This is a genomic window from Clostridium acidisoli DSM 12555 (genome assembly GCF_900176305.1).
Taxonomy (GTDB): Bacteria; Bacillota; Clostridia; order Clostridiales; family Clostridiaceae; genus Clostridium_I; species Clostridium_I acidisoli.
The window spans coordinates 88,410-110,044 of record NZ_FWXH01000009.1; the positions used below are offsets into that span (position 1 = coordinate 88,410).

The following is a 21,635-nucleotide window of genomic DNA, read 5'->3' on the forward strand; positions in this document are numbered from 1 at the left end:
ATTATTATAAAATTTTAAGCTTAAATTATCTCTTCCTCAATACCTATTGCCTCTAAATAATTTATAAATTTACGAATTTTATTTGCCGTTTCTCTTGTGATCTCATTATTTTCGAATAATTCCTGTACTTCATTTCTTTGGGCTTGAAGTGCCCTAAATTGCAATTCCCTTTTCTGCTTGTTATAGTTATCGTCTTTGTCATTTTTATTTACTCTATACATCTTTCTTATAATCTCATTATAATGTTCTATTACCGCAAAAGACGCCTTCATATTTTCTTCATTAATTTGGGATTTTATTTTGCGTATAGCAGCTTTAGAAGTTAGTATTTTTGTCTGTTTAATTTCTTCCAAACCTGCTACTTCTTGTTCTGATTTAAAAAACATATTAGCAATAATATTCCTTAATAAAATAATTCTATTTACTATCTTAAATCTAAGTTTTTTAGCTAGATATCTCTCCATATTGTTTAATATATGCTCTTCTTTATTAACAACACAACTTGATATCTCCCCTAGCTCAAATAACCTGTTTAATTCATTGTGTTCCTCCATAAGACCTATAAAAAGTATATCTTTCTCTATTTTTCTATCCTGCATACTCAATTTAAATTCATTTCTATTAGCAAAATTATCCTTAATAACTTTTTTGTAATTAGACATTAGCGCTAATGCTACTTTTTTATTTTTATCATTCATCTCATCATTTAAAGCTTTAATTCCAATTTTCATTATTCTTCTGAATATATCCTGCTCAAATTCATTATTTTCCTCTGAACTTTTATTTTCTTTTGATAGCACAGGTAACATAATACTTGCTAAAATCAAAGTAAAAAGGATAACCCCAGCAGAAATAAATATAATTAAATCTCTTTCTGGAAATGACCTTCCATTATCAAGAACATATGGAATAGAAAACGCACCTGCAAGCGTTACAGTTCCACGAACGCCAGAAAGTGCTATTAATACCGATGACATTAATCTTTGTTTACGTTTTTTATATTCACCATTTCTTTTATGGATACTCCATTTATCACTCCAAAATAAGTATACCCAAATAAATCTAAGTACAATTAAAGTAACCGAAATCACTAGTATATACGTAAATACCTTAACATTGCTTATAGAAACATCGTTAATGATTACACCCTCAACATCTGGAATTTGAAGTCCTAAAATTAAAAATACCAATCCATTTAATATAAATAAAATTACAGACCAAGTACTAGATGAAACAACTTTTAGCTTTGAGAGTGCTGTTTCTGTAAAATCTGATTGCATTGAATGAACTATTCCTCCAGCAACAACTGCTAAGATTCCTGAAACCCCTAGTTCTTCTGAAATCATATAAATAACAAATGGCGTCAATATTTGAACAAGTACATGAAATGTGGCATCTTCCATACCAAGTCGTCTTATTGCTTTAGTTATTTTCACTATAAGAAATGATATGATAACTCCACTTAAAATACCACCAATAGAAATAATAAAAAAGCTTACTGTTGCCTGTGTTATTGAAAAAACTCCACTTACTGTTGCTGCAACTGCAAATTTAAATGCAACCAATCCAGATGCATCATTCATTAAGGCTTCACCTTCAAGAAGTCTAGTTATCTTTTTGGGTAAATGTATCTTTTCTGACATTGAATTTACAGCAACAGCATCTGTTGGGGATAAAATTGCTGCTAATGCAAATGCTGCAGATAATGATATAGATGGTATCATTATGTTTATTACAAAACCCACTACAACAACTGTAGTAAACACAAGGCCTAATGCCAATAACAATATTGGCATTCTTAAATTCCATAGTTCATCTCTAGGAATTCTTTTACCATCATTATACAAAAGAGGAGCAATAAATAATATCATAAATAATTCTGGATCTAATGGCATATGTATTCCAAAAGGTGAGATAGCTAATATTATACCTATTGCAATTTGAATTAATGGAACTGGCACCAGTGGAATAAACCTATTAATAACATTGGAAACGCCAATGCACATAAGAAGAATAAGCACTGTAATAAAAATTCCCATAACTTCTCCCACCTTTCTAAATATTCAATGTTTATTCTGCATTTTTAAGTGATTCTATCATTTCTATTTTATCAAACCTTCTATACATTGCCAAGTTTACACATATAGAAAAAGTAATTGTAAGTAAAACTGAATAAACAAAATATATTGGATTTATGGTTCTTAGAAACATCATTACATCCGTCTCTGCAGTGCTAATAACGAAATTATCTATAAGTATTCCCAGAATGATTCCAGTAAGAGCTCCTACAACTGTAAGTATTATATTTTCCCTATATATATACAATGCAAGCTCATTATTGTAGAATCCTAAAAGTTTTATCGTAGCAAGTTCTCTTTTTCGTTCATTGATATTAATATTTGTAAGATTGTATATTACTACAAAAGCAAGAACTCCTGCAGCTGCTATTAATATTAATACTACTGAATTTATGCTATTCATACTCTTATTATAATCCATACGTATATTGTTCTTAAAACTTACAGAACCTATTCCACTGATTTTCATAAGCGTTTTTGACGTATTATTTTCAGCATTAGTTGAAACATTTTTTAGCACTCCATAAAGCCCATTATATTCAACTTTTTTACCTGTTATTTTTTCATAATACTTAGGACTCATATATATATAATGTTCTATATAATGTTCTGTAATTGCAGTTATTTTAACTGTTAATATCTTGTCATCTATAGTAATTTTAATACTATCTCCAACTTTTTTGTTTATAAGTTTAGACAGTTTTTCCGTTATAATTACGCCATCGTCATTAAGTTTCAAATCTTTATTATTCATAGTAAGGTTTATATATTTATTAACTTCATTTTTGTTTTCTGGAATGACTAAGTAAACATCCTCGCTGCTTGAATCTTCCTTCTTAATTGATCCATTTTTTGAATATGAAAACAGTACAGATTTTATATTTGAATCTTTCATAACTTCATTTTTTATACTGTTTTTACTATCATCATCTATATTTTTAGTAAGTGTTGCGTTCATGTTATATTTATAAATTTTATTAAATTGATTTTCTGTAGCTCCTACTATTCCTCCCTTTAATCCAAAACCCGTTATCATTAGTCCAGTACAAGCTGCAATTCCTATTACTGTCATAAAAAATCTCTGCTTGTATCTAAATATATTTCTAGCTGTAACTTTTTGAGTAAAGCTAAGTTTTCTCCAAACAAAAGTTATTCTCTCAAGTAGTATAACCTTGCCTGACTTTGGTGGTTTGGGCCTCATTAATGAAGCCGGTACTTCCCTAAGCTCTCCTAAACTTGCACCAACTGCAGCTAGGGTTGTAAATAACATAGCTATTATTGATGATTCTAATGCAAGGGTTCCATTAAACGGCGTTATAGAGTCAGGTATTGCGTAGAGTGAGCTATATGCATTCATTATAAGTGGCGGAAAAAGTTTAAATCCAAATGAAATACCAATTATACTGCCAATTAAGCTGGCTGCTAAAGAATATATTAGATAATGTGCTACTATGGCCAATCTTGAATATCCAAGTGCCTTAAATGTTCCTATCTCTATTCTGTTTTCTTGAACCATTCTTGTCATTGTAGTTAAGCTAACTAATGCAGCTACTAAAAAGAAAATAAGTGGGAATGCCTTGCCAATGTTATCAATTCTATCACTGTCTTGTCTGTAACTTTCATATCCTACATTAGTTGATCTACCTAAAACATAAAATTCAGGTTTCTTAAGATCATTAATTTTATCCTTATTTTTCTGTATTTCTTTTTCTCCATCACTAAATTGTTTATTTGCCTTTGTCTCTTCATCTTTTAACTTTTGTGTATTTTCATCTATGATGTTTTGTGAGGCTTGAAGCTGTTTTTGTGCCTCATCTAATTTAAGTTGCCCATCCCTTTTTCCAGCATCAAGCTGAGCCTGCGAGTCTTGAATTTTTTTCTTATTTAGTTCAATTTCTTCTCTAGCTGCTTGAAGTTGTGCACTTCCATCTTGAAGTTCTTTTTCTTTTTCAGATATCTCTTGCCTTCCTAAATTTATACTTTGTGATGCCGCATCAAAATTACTTTTTATACTATCGACACCAAATTGTCCGGACAGATTATCTTGCTTTAAAGCATTATACATACTATCGAAGTCTTTCCCATTTATATCTTTTTCATAAACGTTGTTTAATTGATTGTATTGTGCTAAATATACTGGATTATTTGGATCAGCCTCAAGTTGATTTTTTGCTGCTTGAATTTTTTCATTCATAGATGCTACTATACCTAATGCTGCTGATGCTTTTCCTGAATTTAGTTGATTTTGGCTAGCATCAAGCTGTTTTTCTCCATCTGAAATTTGTTTGCTACCATTTTGTATTTCAACTGCTTTAGCATCTATCTCATTTTCTCCAGCCTGTAGTTTATTCTTTCCATCAGCTATTTGTTTTTCTCCGTCAGAAATTTTGTCATTTAAAAGTTTTTGATTCTTTTCAATTTCCAATTTACCAGATGAGATTTTATTTCTTCCATCATCTAACTGTTTGTATCCATCTTGAAATTTATCTGCTGCTTGTTTTTTAGCTTCATTTAATTTGTTCTCAGCATCCGTAATTTTGTCACTTCCGGTTTTTAGCAAATCTTCGTATCTTATTTGACCTCTCTTTGCTCCCAAATCCTTTAATTGTTTTTCTATAGTAGTGGTTTCATTTCTGTAAGCATCATTATTTAAAAGACTATCATCCGTATTTTTATTATTTGTTTTTACGTATACTTCCGTATATACATCACTCTTAAAAACTTCTGGAAGTATATATACAAAACCTCTTACAGAACCGTTGCCTACAGAACTTAATTGTCTTTGCGCCGACACATAAATTGGTGACTTTGCAGTTCCAACAATTTTAAACTCATTAATTTTCAAATTATCTTTTATATCACTTTCGTTTCCAGATTGAAGCATTATAGTGTCACCCATTTTTAATTTATTCTCCTTTAAAAATTTATCCTCCACTACTGCTTCATTATCGCTATGTGCTGTTCTTCCATTAACAATTTTTATTTTGTTTATACCATTTTCACTTGGAAGTGAATTTATATTTAAAACTAACGCATCTTTATCTTTTTCCATCACTGCATCTACTGAATATGAACCTTCTACATCTTTTACCCCTTTTATTTTCTTTGCCTCATTTACATCGTCTTTTGTTAATCCAAGAGTTGACACGAGTTTAAAATCCATTAGATTGTTTTTCGAAAAATAATAATCTCCTGACCTTTTCATATCAGGGCTTGTAGCTCTTACACCTGCATAAAACGATACTCCAACTGCTATAATTATAACTATAGATAAAAATCTTGAAAGTGTCTTTTTTATATCTCTAAACAAATTTTTGAAAAACGTTTTTCTCATATTTACCACTCTATACTTTCTATTGATATTGGATTTTCATTTTTTTTAATGCTTTCAACTTTGCCACTTTTTACCGTTATAATTTTATCAGCAATAGGAGCTATAGCTGAATTATGGGTTATTACAATAACTGTCATATTATATTGTTTTGATGTGTCTGATAAGAGCTTTAATATAGATTTACCTGTATTATAATCTAGTGCTCCTGTCGGCTCATCACAAAGAAGTAATTTAGGATTTTTGGCAAGTGCCCTTGCTATTGAAACTCTTTGCTGTTCTCCCCCTGAAAGTTGTGATGGAAAATTTCTTATTCTTTCTTCAAGTCCAACATCTTTTAAAACTTCCACTGGATTCATGGGATTTTTACATATTTCAACTGCAAGTTCAACATTTTCTAACGCATTTAAGTTTTGTACTAGGTTGTAAAATTGAAATACAAATCCGATTTCTTCTCTTCTATATTTTGTCAGCATTTTTTTGTTATATTTACTTATCTCATTTCCATCTACATAGATGTTACCATCTGTTATTTGATCCATACCACCTAAAAGATTTAGTATTGTTGATTTTCCTGCTCCACTAGCACCTAATACAATTACAAATTCACCTTTTTCTATGGAAAAAGATACATTATCTACTGCTTTAATAACTACTTCACCCATGTTATAACTTTTTTTAACATTTTTAAGTTCTATGAAACTTTCCATAAATATAGCTCTCCTTTATTTTTTCTTTTATACTGCACTAACTCTATTTAAAATATCCTTATAAAAAATATCAATCAACTCCTGAGTAAGTTTTCTAACTTCTTCCCCATCTTGTTTTTTTTCAAGTATAATTCCAATACTCTCCACAAGACTATATGATAGAAGATATATAAGGAAATTATCCTTAAGCTTTTTGCCTTTTAAACTAAGTTCATACTTTGTGTTTTCAGTTACTATTCTTGTTATAAAATCTATAAACACTTTTTTGCAGTCTTCATACCTAGAGCCTTGACTTTTATTAAAAAGCACTGAAAGCTCAATGCTATTTTCCTCAAAAATCTCTATAATTTTATCCATAAGTTCATAAAATATCATTTGTGTTTTATTGTTAAACTCAACATTTTTAAACTGAACAATATAATTCATTAGCTTACTATACACTGAACCAATTACATTCTCATACAAATCATCTTTATTTTTAAAATACTTATACAAATTTCCCACAGATGTACAAGAATTTGCGGCTATATTCCTCACAGAAGAGCCCTTATATCCCATTAGGTTAAATTCTTTTAAAGTTTCTTCAATTATTCTATTTTTAACTTCATCCTTTAAATATTGCATTAGAAAACCTCCGTTCTCTTTTAAAGCTTATTATACTTTAGCCTTATTGTCAACAGCACTTTTTATAATTACGAAAGGTAGTGAATGGATAAAAAAAGTCCATATAAGACAATTAATCATCTTATACGAACTCTTCTTATTTAAAACTTATTATATTACTTTTTTGTATATATCCATTTCTGCTTTTTTATCCATAAACTCATTCATTAACGGAACAATCCTTTTAAAATGTTCTGAAGCCATGTGTGCTTTTAAAACATCTTTATTTTCCCATTGTTCAATCATAGTAAGTACATTTTCATCACTTTCAGATTGATACATTCCATAGCTTATACATCCATTTTCTTTTAATGTTTCTTGAACTAATTCTTTTGCAAGTACTAATACTTGTTCAACTTTTCCTTGTTTAACAAAGTTTTTTGCTATAATTTTTATCATAATGTAACCTCTTTCATTTTAATTATATTATTTCCAATTTTCATAATGAACTTTCTTTTCATCAAATCTATCAATAAATGTGTTCTTTTGATCTGGGTATCCAACTGCTATTACTGCAAAAGGCAGTATATTGTCAGGTAATTTAAAAAGATTTGTTACAAATTTCATGTTTTCTTCAGATACAGCTGTTCCAAGCCAAACTGCTCCAAGTCCTAAATATGAAGCCTCTAGAAGTAAATTTTCTGTAGCCGCACCTAAATCCTGCTGCCATGCTGTAGCTACTTTAAAGTTATCCTTATTAGCTGCTACTACGAATGTAACTGCAGAATTTGAAACCATTTTTGAATATGGACTCATCTCAGATAATTTATTAAGTGTATCTTTATTCTCAACAACTATAAACTCCCAAGCTTGCTGATTTGCTGCTGATGGTGCTTGCATTGCTGCTCTTAATAACTTTTCTATCTTCTCTTTTTCTACAGGTTTGTCTTGATATTTCCTTATACTTCTCCTGTTAAAAATTGTTTCCATCCTAATCACTCCCAAATAATTTTTTATACCATATATAATATTATTCAAGTTTTGAACAAGTATTATTTATTAATTTCGTGAGTTTAATATAATCGTCTTTACCAATATGTTTTTCATATCTTTCATGAAGATTGTTCCAAGCTTTATTTATATCTTTTTGAAGTTCTCTACCCTTCTCTGTTGAATAGATATAAGAGTTTTTCCCTTGAATTTTTCTTTCTAAATACAATCTACCTTCTAATTTATCTATGAATCTAGTAATTGTTGATGCAGTTATATGAAGAACTTCTCCAAGTTCCTTTTGACTAATCCCATTTTTCTCATTAACAACACTTAATAAAAAAGCATAAGCTGGAGAAAGTCCTGTTATTCTAAATTCCTCATCCGCCATTTTTCCCATTATTCTAGATAATTTATTATTTGAAAAATACAAACAATCACATAAAATCTCATTTACATTTGACATTATAAAATTCCTCTCTAAATACAGTTGTTTGTACATACAACTATATATTATAAAATGTATACTGTCAATAGTGTATTATATACATTTTAACTCTGGTTTAAACCAGCACTTTATTCCATTTTAGCTTTAATTATAAGCCTATGAGTAGCAACTCTAATAGGTGTGCAAGTTACAAGTGTCATAGTTGCATCTTCAGTGGAATTTAACACATCTGTTTCTTCTGGAAGAACCACTTTTGTATCATATACCTTGTATTTAAAATCTCCATTTATTGTTTTTACAGTTATTTCGTCTCCAATTTTTATTTCGCCTAGTCTATTAAAATACTCTCCAAAAGTATAACTTCTATGTCCTGCTAAACAAAAATTCCCTTTTTGTCCAGGCATAGCTGTATTTTTAAAATGTCCTACTGCGTATTTTAAAGTTTTAAGGTCCGTTCCTTCTCCTATTGCAACTTTTAAATCTATTTTAGGAATAACAAGAATCCCAACAGTTCCATCGGCTATTGTTTCCTTTTGTGCTGCTTGCTTAGCAATTTGCTTTTTATGCTTTACATCTTCTATTTTTTTTTCATAGTTTTTTACCATATTGTTTTGTTTATATTCAGTCCAATATTTTGCTCCAAAAGCGTATGCAATTACTATGATACCTATTAATACAAATACACCACCTAATATTTTTAGCTTACTCAATAACACTCACCCCTACATTAATAATATTACTACTAAGAATAGAATAAATCTATTCTTAGTAGCAATAATTTCCTTAGTCTTTATGAATTAAAACATTATTTATTTAATAACCTAAACTTTTTTGAAACATCATAAATAGATTTTAAGCTTATTCCCTTTTTCTTAATTAATATTATTGATGATCCCCCAGCAATTGAAAGCATTCCTAGGGCTATTAACATATTAAAGTCGAAAAATTCACCAGTTTTAGGAAGAGTGCCTGATGCTGTGCTTACATTAGTTGTATTTTGTGGTGCCTTTTGTGAAGTGCTTGTTGCTTGTGATGATGCATTAGCTGCTTGCGCTTTAAGGCTCGCTATAGTATTTTCAGCATTAGTTAATTTATTATAATTATTAACTAATGCTTTTTGAGAATCCGATAGTGAATTATAAGCCGTTCTTGCATTAACCACAGTTGCTTCATCAGTTAAAGAAACATTTTGAGGAATAGTATTTATTTGCCCAATCACATCACTAGCTGCTTTTTCATCTGTAGCTTGTTTAGTTTGATTATTAATATCATTAATTTTATTTTCATCTTGTATTAATTTATCAATATTCGTAACCAACTTTTGTTGATCGCTGCTTAATGCATTATAAGCAATTCTAGCATTTTTTATATTATCAGCGTCATTTGTAGTAACTGCATCTACGTTAGGTAATTTATTAATTTGATCTATAACATCTGCAGTAGCCTGCTGAGGTGCTGTGGATTTAACTAACGTGTAACTGTCAGTTTCTGTCATTGTATCTGTTCTATAAGTATTAATTTGGAAACTGTTACTTGTTACATTTACACGTGAAAATGTAGGAACATGAATTTGTTCTTTTTTTGCTTCATAATTATTGTTTTCACCAGGATATCTAATTTCATAATATTTACTTCCACTAGCCGAGTTAGCTGTTATATAGACTGTTCCTTTAGGATCAATCACTCTTCCTTCAGTATCAACATTTTGATCCTTAATTGCTTGTCCGCCTTTCATCTGATATGACCTTGTATAGCAGTGGTCATGACCATCTAATACTACATCTATTCCTAATGAATCAAAAATTGGAGGCAAATCATTTCTTCTCTGAATAATATCTGAATCAGTTTCATGATTTGCAGAGCTATAAACTGAATGGTGTAATACTGCTATTTTCCATGTTGCATTTGGATTTTTAGCAATGGCATCTTGCATAAATTGTTTATGCTCTTCTTCATTCATATCGTTACTGTTTAACATTAAATATAATGTATTTCCATATGTGAAATAATAATCTGTTCCTGTTGTAGGTTCAGCGCTAAAAGCTCCATATTTATCAGATAAGTTTGGAGCGTTAAAATGAGTATTATGTCCAGGGCCATAAGTTTCATGATTTCCAGCAATAGCTGCAATTGGTAGTGTTTTTAACTGTTCTGGTGCAAAATATCCACTGTATTCTAACTCATTACTTGCACCATTAAGTTCACTGCCATTGTTTACTTGATCTCCAACAGAAATCATAAAGCTACTGTCTGAAAACTGCTTTGTGGCCTTATTCAATGTATCTGCCCATCCAGCAGAATCTTTACTTATGTCTCCGCCTGCACCAATTTGCGGGTCACCTGCAAACAAAAAGCTATATTGACTTGTCTTATAAGTATTATAGTTATATGTTTGACTCCAGTTAGTTCCATCGCCTAGACGATAAACATATTGCGTTGACTCATTTAAGCCATTTACTGATACTTTGTTTGATGTAAAGCCATTATTTCCAACTGAAGTTGTTCCTTTGAAGCTGCTTGCTTTACTTACTGGAAAATCATTACCGTTTGCATCAGACTTTAATGCAATTTGTACCATAGGTGTTACTTTACTATTGCTTGAATACCATGTAAAATTCAATTCACTAGGATTTCCACCAGGTGACAGTGCTATATCATCAAAATTAACATCTTTAGCAGAACTTGTTGATGATACACCTACATTATTTTGAGAGTTAGTTGCAGCTGTGATATTTGTAAATGTTATTCCTGATACAATAACAGATAACCCTACAGCTATAGCAATTAGTTTTTTACGGTTTTTCACTGATTACCACACTTCCTTTTCAAAAATATATGAATAATTTTCATTACCTTCATAATATTAGCAGTGAAATTTAATTTTCGCCTGCTTTTTTATGTAAATTTATGTAAATTTAAAATAATATTACTTTAACTTGAATTTTACATATATTTAACCATTTATATACATCAACATTATATAATTTTATAAGATTGTATAATATGGGAGGAAAAACATGTTTAAGGGTTTTAAAATTTCGAGAGTGATTCTCTCAATAATTGCTTTAGTGTTATTTTTTATTTTTATATATTTTTTTAATATTAATCATCCGGTAATTTTTACTTCTGATAATGGAAAGGCTAATGTGAAATATGAAAAAGCTAATGTATTAGAAGTAAAAAATGAAAATTTAAAGAAAAGTGTAAGTTTAAAGAACATATATTTTGGCAGTCAAAATGTTACGGTTAAGATTCTTACAGGTGAACATAAAGGTGACATAAAAATAGTGCCAAATTATTTAACTGATATTCACAACGTATTCATTAAAAAAAACATGACAATAATTATTGAAATTGATACAGTAAATAAGAATACTTATAGTGCCACTGTCTATAATTATTATAGAGCACCTATTCAATATTTTTTTCTAATCATATTTTTTATAGCATTATGCATTATAGGAGGCAAACAGGGCTTGAAGTCTATATTAGGACTTGCCTTTACTTTTATATGCATTATATTCTTATTTATACCCATGCTTTATAATGGTTATTCTCCTATTGTTTCATGCCTTTTAATAATAACGTTAACAACTTGTATTACTTTGATTTTATTGTGTGGTTTTACCTTTAAAACACTTTCAGCAATACTTGGAACTTTACTTGGAGTTTTTATTGCCGCTATAATTGCCATAATCTTTGGTAATCTGGCTCATTTAACAGGTCTTAATATAGAAAATGCAGAACTTTTAAGTTTAATTTCAAGTAAAACTGGTATGCAAGTTCAAGGTTTACTCCTTGCCTCAATCTTAATTGCATCTTTAGGTGCAGTTTTAGATTTAAGTGTATCCATTACTTCCTCAATACAAGAAATATATACATCAAATTCTAAACTTAGTTTTAATGAATTATTTAAATCTGGCATGAATATAGGCAAAGATATGATGGGAACTATGACTAATACCCTCATCCTTGCCTTTACTGGATCTTCATTAAATATATTAATTGTAATATACTCTTATAATGTTAGTTTTACTCAAATCATGAACATGGATATGGTAAGTGTTGAAATAATTCAAGGTATTACAGGAAGTTTAGCTGTAGTTCTTACTGTTCCTATTTCAGCATTAATTTCTGCAAAACTAATTCCTCTACTTTCAAAAGATTTTAATTAGTTCTATCTGCTTTTACTTTTTTATTATAATAAAAAACTACTTTTCCACTTTCCTTTAAAATAATAGTAAACAGAAAAAATACATCCGATTGTCCAACCTACTGGGAATGCCCACCATATTCCTGCATAACCTAGTATTTTTGCTAAAACAAACGAAAATATAACTCTTAAAAATAAATCCATAAATGTAGTTGTCATAAATTCTTTCATGTCTCCTGCACCACGCAGAACCCCATCTGTTATAGTTTTAATTACTACAACAACGTAGAAAGGTGTAACTGTACACAAAAATGCTAAGCCTACATTTATTACCATTTTCCCCTTGGATACATCTACAAATAAACTAATTAAATTTTTTCCAAAAATTAATATAATAAGGCTGACTATTGAGTAAAGAATTAACATCATCACTAATAATGATTTATAACCTTTACGAACTCTTTTTAGCTTTTTTGCTCCCATGTTTTGTGCTGTAAATGTGGATAATGCACTAGACATAGTTGTAATTGATGTAATTATAAAAGTATTTATTCTAAACGCAGCAGAATATCCTGCAACCACAATATCACCATAGCTATTTATTAGCCCTTGTACACAAAGTTGCCCTACAGAAATAAAAGATTGCTGCATAATACTTGGTATTGCAATTGTACTCATATGTTTCAAAAGTTCAATATCAAATCGCTTGTATTTTCCAATTACTTCTATTTTGCGAATTCTATATATAAGACAACCCATAGCTAAAATTGAAGATATACCTTGTGCTATAAAAGTAGGCCATGCAACTCCTGCTATACCCATATGTAAAACAACAACAAATACAATATCAAGAACAATATTAAACAGTGAAGAAAACATCAAAAAATATAATGGAGTTTTTGAGTCGCCAAGTGCATTAAATATTGCATTGGCAGTATTATAAGTAAATAGAAAAGATACTCCTAAAATGTATATACGCAAAAAAAGTTCAGAATTGGATAAAATGTTTTTAGGCGTATTCATAAGGCTCATAATAGGATTGCATATTATAAATCCTATTATTGTTAGTATTATGCTAAGGACAATAATAGATATTATTGCTGTGGAAATAGCAGATTTCATTTTCGTATATTTCTTTGCACCGAATATTTGTGAAACCACAACCGAGCACCCAATGCTAGCTCCAGTTGCAACCGCAATAAACAGTACCGTTATAGGATATGATGCACCAACTGCAGCTAGTGCATCTACTCCTATATACTTACCTGCTATAATGCTGTCTATAATACTATAAAGCTGCTGGAACATCACGCTAATTAACATAGGTATTGAAAAATTCCATAATATTTTAAAAGGTGAACCCACAGTCATATCGTTGAGTGACTTTACTTTCAATTCATTTTTATCTACTGTACATGTGTTCATATAATGAAACAACTCCTTAATACGATTAACTACAATTTTATCCATTCGCTACCATCCGTAAGACTCCCACTTCGACCTAAAGGATAAAGTGATTCACAACAAATCAAGATTTGGGTTCTCTAGTTTTTCAAGTGTAGAGTTAACGGCTGCTACGCGCTGTATTAGTTCAACTAACACTCAGGTGTGGTCAAAACCAAAACCCCACCTGAGTGCAAATTTCACTTTATTTATAGAAATAATAACAACTTACATTTTATCACTTATTATTTCTATTAAAAATAAATATTCTTGGTATTATTCATAGTTTATATCTATAAATTATGATAAAATATTTTTATCATTACTTTAAGGAGAACTTTAGATGAATTTAAATCAACTTTATTATTTTGAAAAACTTGCTGAATTAGAACATTATACAAAGGCAGCAGAACAGCTATCTATTTCTCAGCCTTCCCTAAGTCATGCAATTTCCTCACTGGAAGACGAGCTAGGGATATTCTTATTTGAAAAGCAAGGTAGGAATGTTAGACTAACTAAACATGGAAGGATTTATTTGTCATATGTAAAAAATGCATTAAATGAATTGAAATTGGGTAAAAATCAAATTAAGAAACTAACTAGCATTTCTGAGGGACATATTGATTTAGCATATATTTCTTCTATTGGAGCATATTTTATTCCTAACTTAATGTCTTCATTTTTAAAAAACAAACAATACAAGAATATACGCTTTTTGTGCAATGAAGGTAGCACTACAAAGCTTATTACTGGATTAAAAAAAGAAAAATATGACCTTGTTTTTTGTTCACATGTACATAATGAACCACATATAGAATTTGTACCAATCTGTGAACAAAAATTAGTTGTCATTGTACCCAAAAATCATCCGCTAGCTAATAATGATTATATTAGTCTAAAAGATACACTTCCTTATAATCTTGTCTATTATACAAAAGAAAGTGGACTTAGATCTATTGTTGATGATCTGTTTACCTCAATTGGAGCTAATCCAAAAATATCGAGCGAAGTAGAGGAAGATAATTCTATTGCTGGTTTAGTTGCCGCAAACATGGGAATTGCCGTAGTAACCGACAATCCAACAATTAGAAACTTTGATTTAAAGATATTACCTTTAACGTCTTTGCCCTATAAGCGATACGTTTATCTTGCTTTTGTTAAAAATAGATATCTTCCCCCTGCCGCACAAGAATTTAAGAATTACACTATTAATACTTTTTCTCATAAACATTTTCATAAAAGTGATATATTATTTTAGATACAAAACAACTACTACCTCACAAGATTTCAATGTAAGTGTTGTTCCGAAGGGCAATGATTTTCTTCCCATATTAGATAATAAAACTTCCTTATTCTCTTTTTCTAATTCTAAAGCAACATCATCCTGTCCAAAATTAGCTGCTACCAATATTTTTTTATCATTTAGCTTTCTGTAAAAAGCGTATACTTTATCCTTATCTAAATAGGCAGGACAAAAATCACCATAAATAAATACTTCACCATATTCTTCAGATTTTCTAAGCGAAATCAATTTTTGATAATATTTCAATATGGAATTCTCATCATTTATTTGTGCTTCCACATTGATTTGTAAATAATTAGGATTAACTTTCAGCCACGGATTTCCTTCAGAAAATCCAGCATTTTTCTCCATGCTCCATTGCATTGGAGTTCTTGCATTGTCCCTACTGTTTACATAACAGACATCTAGTGCCTCTTCATTACTTAATCCAGCCTTCAGTGCACTATAATACTGGTTTTTTGTATCAATATCATTATATTCTTCTATATTTTGCATGTGGCAATTTCTCATACCAATTTCCTGTCCTTGGTAGATAAATGGAATACCACGAAGCAAAACACTTGTAGTTCCAAGCATCTTTACACCAGCATCATTCAATGCGTATTCTGGAAGATAACGACATATTCCTCGAGGCTCATCATGATTTTCAATAATATTAGCTAGAAATCCTATTCCTTGACATCTTGTTTGTGATTCAAATATAGCGCTTCTCCATGAATTAAATTCAATAGGTTTGGAATCATACCAACCATGTTCTCCAAAAGTAAGTGAATGTGCTGAAAAATCAAACATAGTTGAAAAATGCCCATCATCACCAATAAAATCTTCTACTTCGTCTTCTCTCATATTGAAAACCTCTGCCACTGTAAAAGCATCATATTTTTCAAACGTTTCATGTTTCATTTCTTGTAGCATATCTCCAATGCCACTTGATTCTTCTATCATTTTAGTTATACTTGTAAGTCCATCATTTCCATCCACTTGGTAGTCAGGGAAGTCCAAATTCTTTTTAATGTTCATAATAGCATCAATTCTAAAGCCTGCAAGTCCTTTATCAAGCCACCAATTTATCATTTTAAATAGTTCTTTTTTTAACTTAGGATTGTTCCAGTTAAGATCTGGCTGCTCTTTAGCAAATGAATGTAAATAATATTTATCCGTTCCTTCTATTGGTTCCCATACACTACCACCAAAATATGAACGATAATTACTTGGTGGATTTCCATTTTTACCTTTTTCAAAATAGAAATACCCTGCATATTCACCATCTGGCTCAGATAATGCTTTTTGAAACCATTCATGCTCATTAGAGCAATGATTAATTACTAAATCCATTACAATATACATGTTTCTTTTTTTCGCTTTTGCAAGTAATTCTTCAAACTCCTCCATTGTACCAAACGCTTTGGCTATACTATAATAGTCTGAGATATCATAACCTTGGTCCACGAAAGGTGATTTATAAATAGGAGAAATCCATATAATATCAATTCCTAATTCCTTTAAATAGTCTAATTTTTCGATGATACCACGAATATCTCCAATACCATCACCATTTGTATCATTAAAACTTTTAGGATAAATCTGATAAGCTATTTTATTATGCCACCACTGTTTTTTCATAAGAAACCTCCATTCAAAGTGTGTTTAATTATATTATATATACTTTGAATAGAGGTTTCTTCTATAATTTTGATAAAACATTGCACTATTTTGACTTTGTTTGTCTTCGATATTCTGATGGAGACATATGTTTTTGTTCTTTAAAGCGTTTTATAAAATATCCTATATTTTCATACCCACAGGATATTGCAATATCTATAATTTTATCTCCAGTTTCAATTAAGCATTCGGCAGCCTTCTCAATACGAATCTCATTTATATATTCCGTAAGTGTTTTACCTATAAGCTTTTTAAAATACCTACAAAAATATTGTGTATTCATTCCAACTAGGTCTGACATTTTATTTAGTGAAATTTTCTCACTATAATTATTATGGATAAAAGTAAGAACCTTCTTCACATTTTTAATTTTATAAATATCATTTTCCTCAATATTATCTGCATTTATAAAACTATTGTTTTCATATAAGCACGCAATCAGTTGATATAAATATGACTTTACTTTCATGTAAGAAGCTAATTCTTTGTTATTAGCTTCACCTATTATACTCTCATATAGCTTTTTAACATCTTGCCATATCTTATCTTTCTCAAACACAAATTGAGGAAATTGCATCTTACTTTCAAGTAGTGGCCTAATAATCTTATATTGTATACCATCAAAGTATTCAAAGCTAAGCATTTTTAAATCAAATACAATAGCAGATTCTCTACACCCTTCTTCACTAACAATTGAATGAATATCTCCAGAATTTATAAACATAAAAGCAGGAGCACTTATCTTATATTCTCTCATATTAATGTTTACACTAAATAATCCTGTTTTGAAAAATACTAATTCCGTTTCATTGTGCCAATGTAATTTAACAAAAAATTGTGTATCCTTATCCCATCTATAATTAGCTAAAGGGAAACTAACTGTACCATGCATAATGTTTTCTTTTAATTTTTCCTTTTCCATTATCACAGTCCTCTCAAACCAAAAATTTCAAGCCTAACTTATACTTGTAGCTATCCCCTCTACATTATGCACCTTTGCAAGTTTAAAGTTATTTATTCCTAACTTTCTTAAAGCGTTTCCCGTTATTGGTCCAATGCATATTATTTCCTTAGCTTCTAATATTGATATATCTTCTCCTTCAGCCTTCAATGTGTTTACAAAACCGTTAATGCAAGAAGGACTTGTAAATGTAATTACATCAATATTATCTAACACATCTAAAAGTTCACCCTTATGGTACCTTGGAGTTGTCACATCATATATCAATTTAACATCAATATGTGCGCCTATTTGTTCTATTGTTTTTGCAATGGAGTTATGAGCAATGTTTGACGTTGGGAACAAAACCATATCTCCTGCTTTAACCTTACTCCTCAGTTCTTCAGCAAGTTTTTCAGATTCAAATTCTTTAGGTGTTATGTCCGCCTTTAAATAATATTTATTAAGAGCTACTTTCGTGGCACTTCCCACTACAGCTATTTTTAATCCAGTTAAAACTCTTATATCTAAAAGATTGTCCATTAAACCTTTCATAAATATATTTACTGCATTTTCACTAGTGAATACAAGCCAATTATATTTATGTATATTTTTATACATATCTTTAATTTCTGTTTTTAAGAGATTATCACTTATTTCTATCATTGCCATAGAAATAGGCTTAGCACCAACCTTTTCTATTGCAAGTTCCAGTTTTTCTGCTTGCCCTTTTGATCTTGTTACAAGTACATTTTTTGCTTTTCTACCCTCAAACCAATTTAAAGAGTTTTTAAGTGAAACTACATTTCCAACAACAATTAATGCAGGTGCTTCCATTTCATCTTTTAAATTAACAATATTCTCTAAAGTTCCGCATACAGTCTTTTGATTTTTTAAAGTTCCATTTGAAATCACTGCCACAGGTGTATTTTTTTCTTTACCGTATTTTATTAGATTCTCACATATACTATCTAAATTGTTTAATCCCATAAAAAATACTAGTGTTCCCGTTAATTTTGCAATTACAGAATAATCTATTGCCTTATCATTTTTTGTTGGGTCTTCATGTCCTGTTATTACATGAAAAGAACTACTTATACCTCTATGTGTAAGCGGGATTCCTGCAAAAGCTGTAACTGCATTAGCAGCTGAAACTCCTGGTATAATTTCAAAATCTATGCCATGTTTTAAAAGTTCTAGTGCTTCTTCACCGCCCCTTCCAAAAACGAAAGGATCTCCACCTTTTAGACGTAGCACATTTTTGCCTTCCTTTGCTTTCTCACATAGAAGTTCATTTATTTTCCATTGAGGCATTGTATGATTATTAGCTCTTTTGCCTACGTCTATTTTTTCCGTATTTTCTTTAGCATAGGATAAAAATTTTGCGTTAGCGAGCCTATCATAAACTATGACATCAACATCTTTTATACACTCCATTGCCCTAAGAGTTATTAACTTTTCATCACCAGATCCTACTCCTGCTATGTATACTTTTCCCTTCAAGTTTATTCACCAGCCTTTTGCTTCTTTAGTTTTCTTCCAAGCTTTATTCCTATGTCTTTATATTTCCCTGCTTCTCCAAATACAAAATCTCTAAAAATAACTTTATTATCATCACTGCATACAAAACCTTCTAATTTGATTTTTCCTTCTTCCTCAGCAGCATGAGCTCCAATAGCAATAGTGCAACCACCATCCATTTCCTTTAAAAAAGCCCTTTCTGCTAATACACATCTAAGTTCACTAGTGTTTGTAAGCTTATTTACCATATTAAAAATCTCTTCATCATTTTTTCTTATCTCAATACACAAAGCTCCCTGACCAACTGATGGAATACACTCACTAACGTCAAGATATTCGGTTATCTTACTTTGAAGCCCCATTCTGTTTAGTCCTGCTGCTGCAAGAATTATAGCATCAACTTCTCTATCTTCTAGCTTTTTTATTCTCGTATCCACATTGCCTCTTAGAGGTTTAAATTCTAAATCCTTACGAAGATTTTTAAGCTGAACAATTCTTCTTAAACTACTTGTTCCTATAACTGATCCTTTAGGAAGATTGGAAAATTTAATATTATCTCTACTTATAATCGCATCACGCGGATCCTCTCTTTTAAGTGCCGATAAAATACTGAACTCTTCTGAAACAGAATTTTGTACGTCTTTCATACTGTGAACAGCAATATCTATTTCATTACTTCTTAGTTTATTTTCAATTTCTTCTATAAATAGTCCCTTACCACCAATTTTACTAAGGCTTTTATCTAATATTTTATCGCCCTTTGTCTTAATTACTCTAATCTCAAATTCTAGAGAAGTATAAATACTTTTTAATTTGTCTATTACCATATTAGTTTGTAGAAGTGCTAATTTACTTCCGCGACTTCCGACTACAATTTTTGATCTCATATGCTTACCTCTTCTTTAAATATATCTTTTGTTATATTGTTACATCCATTAAGCTCAATACCCTCATGGTTTATCCAGTCTATATATTTTATTACGTCTTCTTTAACAAGTTCCATTCCTTTGTTATATTCTACAAGACGTCTCTGCTCATTTTTTTGGGCTATTTTCTTTATATCATCTATTACATAAAGTGTAACACCTTTAATTTTGCCTATCTCCGGTTCTATGTCTCTTGGCAATGCTAGATCCAACATACATAATTTTTTTTCATTACAATTCTTCTGAAATTCACCTTTATGAATTACAAAATGTGGAGCACTAGTACAACTTATTATTATATCAACATCTTTAAATACCTTATGTTTATCTTTAAAATCTATACCCTCTATATTATCTGCAATACTCTCAGCATCCAATATCTTTGTTTTTGTTCTATTTGTAACGTATATTTTTTCGATTCCTTCAGACAAAAGATACTGAAGTGAAAGTTTACTCATTTTCCCTAGACCTACTACTAAAGCCTTTTTTCCTTTAAATGACTTTATGCATTCATGAATAAGTTTTATTCCTATAGCACTTACGGATATTGATGTATTAGTTAAAGAAGTTGTTGTTTTAACTTTTTTTGCATCTGTAATTGCATTTAAAAAAAGCCTATTTAATATCTTTCCACTACCCTTGTTTAAAAGTGCCTCACTGTAAGCATCCTTTACTTGACCTAATATCTGGTCTTCTCCAAGAACCATTGACTTGAAACCATTCGCTACTTGAAACAAGTGATAAATGGCATCAAACCCCTTTCTACAGACAATATTATCCTCAGCCTCTTTTTTGTCTATTTTAAAAAAAGAAGAGTAGAAATTTCTAAGGTATTCTTCTTCACTGGCTTCTTCTGAAATGCAATAAATCTCACTTCTATTACAAGTTGAAATTATTATAACTTCTTCTAAAATACCTTCAACTTTTATTTTTTCAAAAGCTCTTTTTATGGCACTCTTAGTAAAACTAACTTTTTCTCTTACCTCTAAGGCACTGTTTTCATAGTCAATTCCTGCCATAGCTAAATATTTCATTTAATTCACCTTCTAAATTTATAATATACCTAAAAAATAATGTATTTTAAAATACCTTGGATTGTCTCCAGTACATTTTAAAACACATTATAAGGTTATACTAATAATAAGTAATCTATATTCATAATAGTGAGATATTACGAAGCAAGGCCGTTAAAGATTTTCTTCATAGCTAAAGCTAGATGAAAAGATTAAAGAAATCCTTCGGCTAGATTGAAGAATTGAAGAGGCTAAAGCCGTCAAAGGTGAGAGAAGTTACTTACGTAACAAGTAAAGGAAAATTTTCTTCCCACGTCAGAAAAATAGTGAATTTAAATTTATATATCTTAGTATATAAAGATAGCTCTACAATATGTTTTAACCGTAGGTTTTGCTTTTAGGCGTAGCCTTATTCATATTATTAAGTTAATATGTTATAAACACTACGACCTTCGGTCAAAAAAATGAAGTACAAAATACTTTAGATTTATAAATTTAAGTTCAAAGATTTTTC

General features: G+C 30.1%; 17 protein-coding genes. 2 read left to right on the forward strand and 15 right to left on the reverse strand.

From position 1 onward, the window contains the following. Window positions 1–20 precede the first annotated feature (20 nt). The 9 genes from B8978_RS12200 to B8978_RS12240 all read right to left on the reverse strand — a co-directional run bounded on the left by B8978_RS12200 (window position 21) and on the right by B8978_RS12240 (window position 10,966). Entirely contained in the window at window positions 21–2,039 is a 2,019-nt protein-coding gene (locus tag B8978_RS12200) for a Na+/H+ antiporter (RefSeq protein WP_084116315.1), read from the reverse strand. 31 nt (window positions 2,040–2,070) lie between these two features. Continuing rightward, complete coding sequence (locus tag B8978_RS12205) at window positions 2,071–5,412, reverse strand: FtsX-like permease family protein (protein ID WP_084116316.1); 3,342 nt, start codon at window positions 5,410–5,412, stop codon at window positions 2,071–2,073. Window positions 5,413–5,414: 2 nt separating this feature from the next. Then, window positions 5,415–6,119, reverse strand: coding sequence for an ABC transporter ATP-binding protein (locus B8978_RS12210; RefSeq protein ID WP_084116317.1), 705 nt, complete (start codon window positions 6,117–6,119; stop codon window positions 5,415–5,417). 27 nt (window positions 6,120–6,146) lie between these two features. Next, window positions 6,147–6,743, reverse strand: coding sequence for a TetR/AcrR family transcriptional regulator (locus B8978_RS12215; protein ID WP_084116318.1), 597 nt, complete (start codon window positions 6,741–6,743; stop codon window positions 6,147–6,149). Window positions 6,744–6,893: 150 nt separating this feature from the next. Further along, complete coding sequence (locus B8978_RS12220) at window positions 6,894–7,181, reverse strand: putative quinol monooxygenase (protein WP_084116319.1); 288 nt, start codon at window positions 7,179–7,181, stop codon at window positions 6,894–6,896. A 27-nt stretch (window positions 7,182–7,208) separates the two neighbouring features. Next, window positions 7,209–7,712, reverse strand: a complete 504-nt coding sequence (locus tag B8978_RS12225; RefSeq protein WP_084116320.1) for a nitroreductase family protein — start codon at window positions 7,710–7,712, stop codon at window positions 7,209–7,211. A 40-nt stretch (window positions 7,713–7,752) separates the two neighbouring features. Continuing rightward, the gene (locus tag B8978_RS12230) at window positions 7,753–8,178 is read right to left on the reverse strand and encodes a MarR family winged helix-turn-helix transcriptional regulator (RefSeq protein ID WP_084116321.1); all 426 of its coding nucleotides are present in this window, start codon (window positions 8,176–8,178) and stop codon (window positions 7,753–7,755) included. A gap of 110 nt (window positions 8,179–8,288) precedes the next feature. Further along, window positions 8,289–8,876, reverse strand: coding sequence for a class D sortase (locus B8978_RS12235; protein WP_242950550.1), 588 nt, complete (start codon window positions 8,874–8,876; stop codon window positions 8,289–8,291). An 89-nt stretch (window positions 8,877–8,965) separates the two neighbouring features. Continuing rightward, window positions 8,966–10,966, reverse strand: a complete 2,001-nt coding sequence (locus tag B8978_RS12240) for a metallophosphoesterase (protein ID WP_084116323.1) — start codon at window positions 10,964–10,966, stop codon at window positions 8,966–8,968. Between the two features lie 211 nt (window positions 10,967–11,177). Here B8978_RS12240 and B8978_RS12245 point away from each other — a divergent pair, with 211 nt between their 5' ends. After that, on the forward strand, window positions 11,178–12,335 hold the full coding sequence (locus B8978_RS12245; protein ID WP_084116324.1) for a YibE/F family protein: 1,158 nt from the start codon (window positions 11,178–11,180) through the stop codon (window positions 12,333–12,335). Window positions 12,336–12,358: 23 nt separating this feature from the next. Here the strand turns inward: B8978_RS12245 and B8978_RS12250 are convergent, their stop codons facing one another. Next, window positions 12,359–13,783: an MATE family efflux transporter gene (locus tag B8978_RS12250; protein ID WP_242950551.1), complete on the reverse strand. Its 1,425-nt coding sequence runs from the start codon at window positions 13,781–13,783 to the stop codon at window positions 12,359–12,361. Window positions 13,784–14,099: 316 nt separating this feature from the next. On the opposite strand from B8978_RS12250, the gene B8978_RS12255 reads away from it, so the two are divergent. Then, complete coding sequence (locus tag B8978_RS12255) at window positions 14,100–15,014, forward strand: LysR family transcriptional regulator (RefSeq protein ID WP_084116326.1); 915 nt, start codon at window positions 14,100–14,102, stop codon at window positions 15,012–15,014. Here the strand turns inward: B8978_RS12255 and B8978_RS12260 are convergent. From B8978_RS12260 to hemA, 5 genes are all read right to left on the reverse strand, one after another. After that, window positions 15,006–16,682: a glycoside hydrolase family 13 protein gene (locus B8978_RS12260; protein ID WP_084116327.1), complete on the reverse strand. Its 1,677-nt coding sequence runs from the start codon at window positions 16,680–16,682 to the stop codon at window positions 15,006–15,008. The genes B8978_RS12255 and B8978_RS12260 overlap by 9 nt on opposite strands. 85 nt (window positions 16,683–16,767) lie before the next feature. After that, window positions 16,768–17,643, reverse strand: coding sequence for an AraC family transcriptional regulator (locus tag B8978_RS12265; RefSeq protein WP_084116328.1), 876 nt, complete (start codon window positions 17,641–17,643; stop codon window positions 16,768–16,770). Between the two features lie 33 nt (window positions 17,644–17,676). Next, complete coding sequence (cobA, locus tag B8978_RS12270; protein WP_084116329.1) at window positions 17,677–19,164, reverse strand: uroporphyrinogen-III C-methyltransferase; 1,488 nt, start codon at window positions 19,162–19,164, stop codon at window positions 17,677–17,679. Window positions 19,165–19,166: 2 nt separating this feature from the next. Continuing rightward, window positions 19,167–20,069 carry a hydroxymethylbilane synthase gene (hemC, locus tag B8978_RS12275; protein ID WP_084116330.1) on the reverse strand — a complete coding sequence of 301 codons (903 nt, stop codon included), beginning with the start codon at window positions 20,067–20,069 and terminating at the stop codon, window positions 19,167–19,169. After that, window positions 20,066–21,142, reverse strand: a complete 1,077-nt coding sequence (hemA, locus tag B8978_RS12280; protein WP_084116331.1) for a glutamyl-tRNA reductase — start codon at window positions 21,140–21,142, stop codon at window positions 20,066–20,068. The genes hemC and hemA overlap by 4 nt, the downstream gene beginning before the upstream one ends. Window positions 21,143–21,635: the final 493 nt, after the last annotated feature.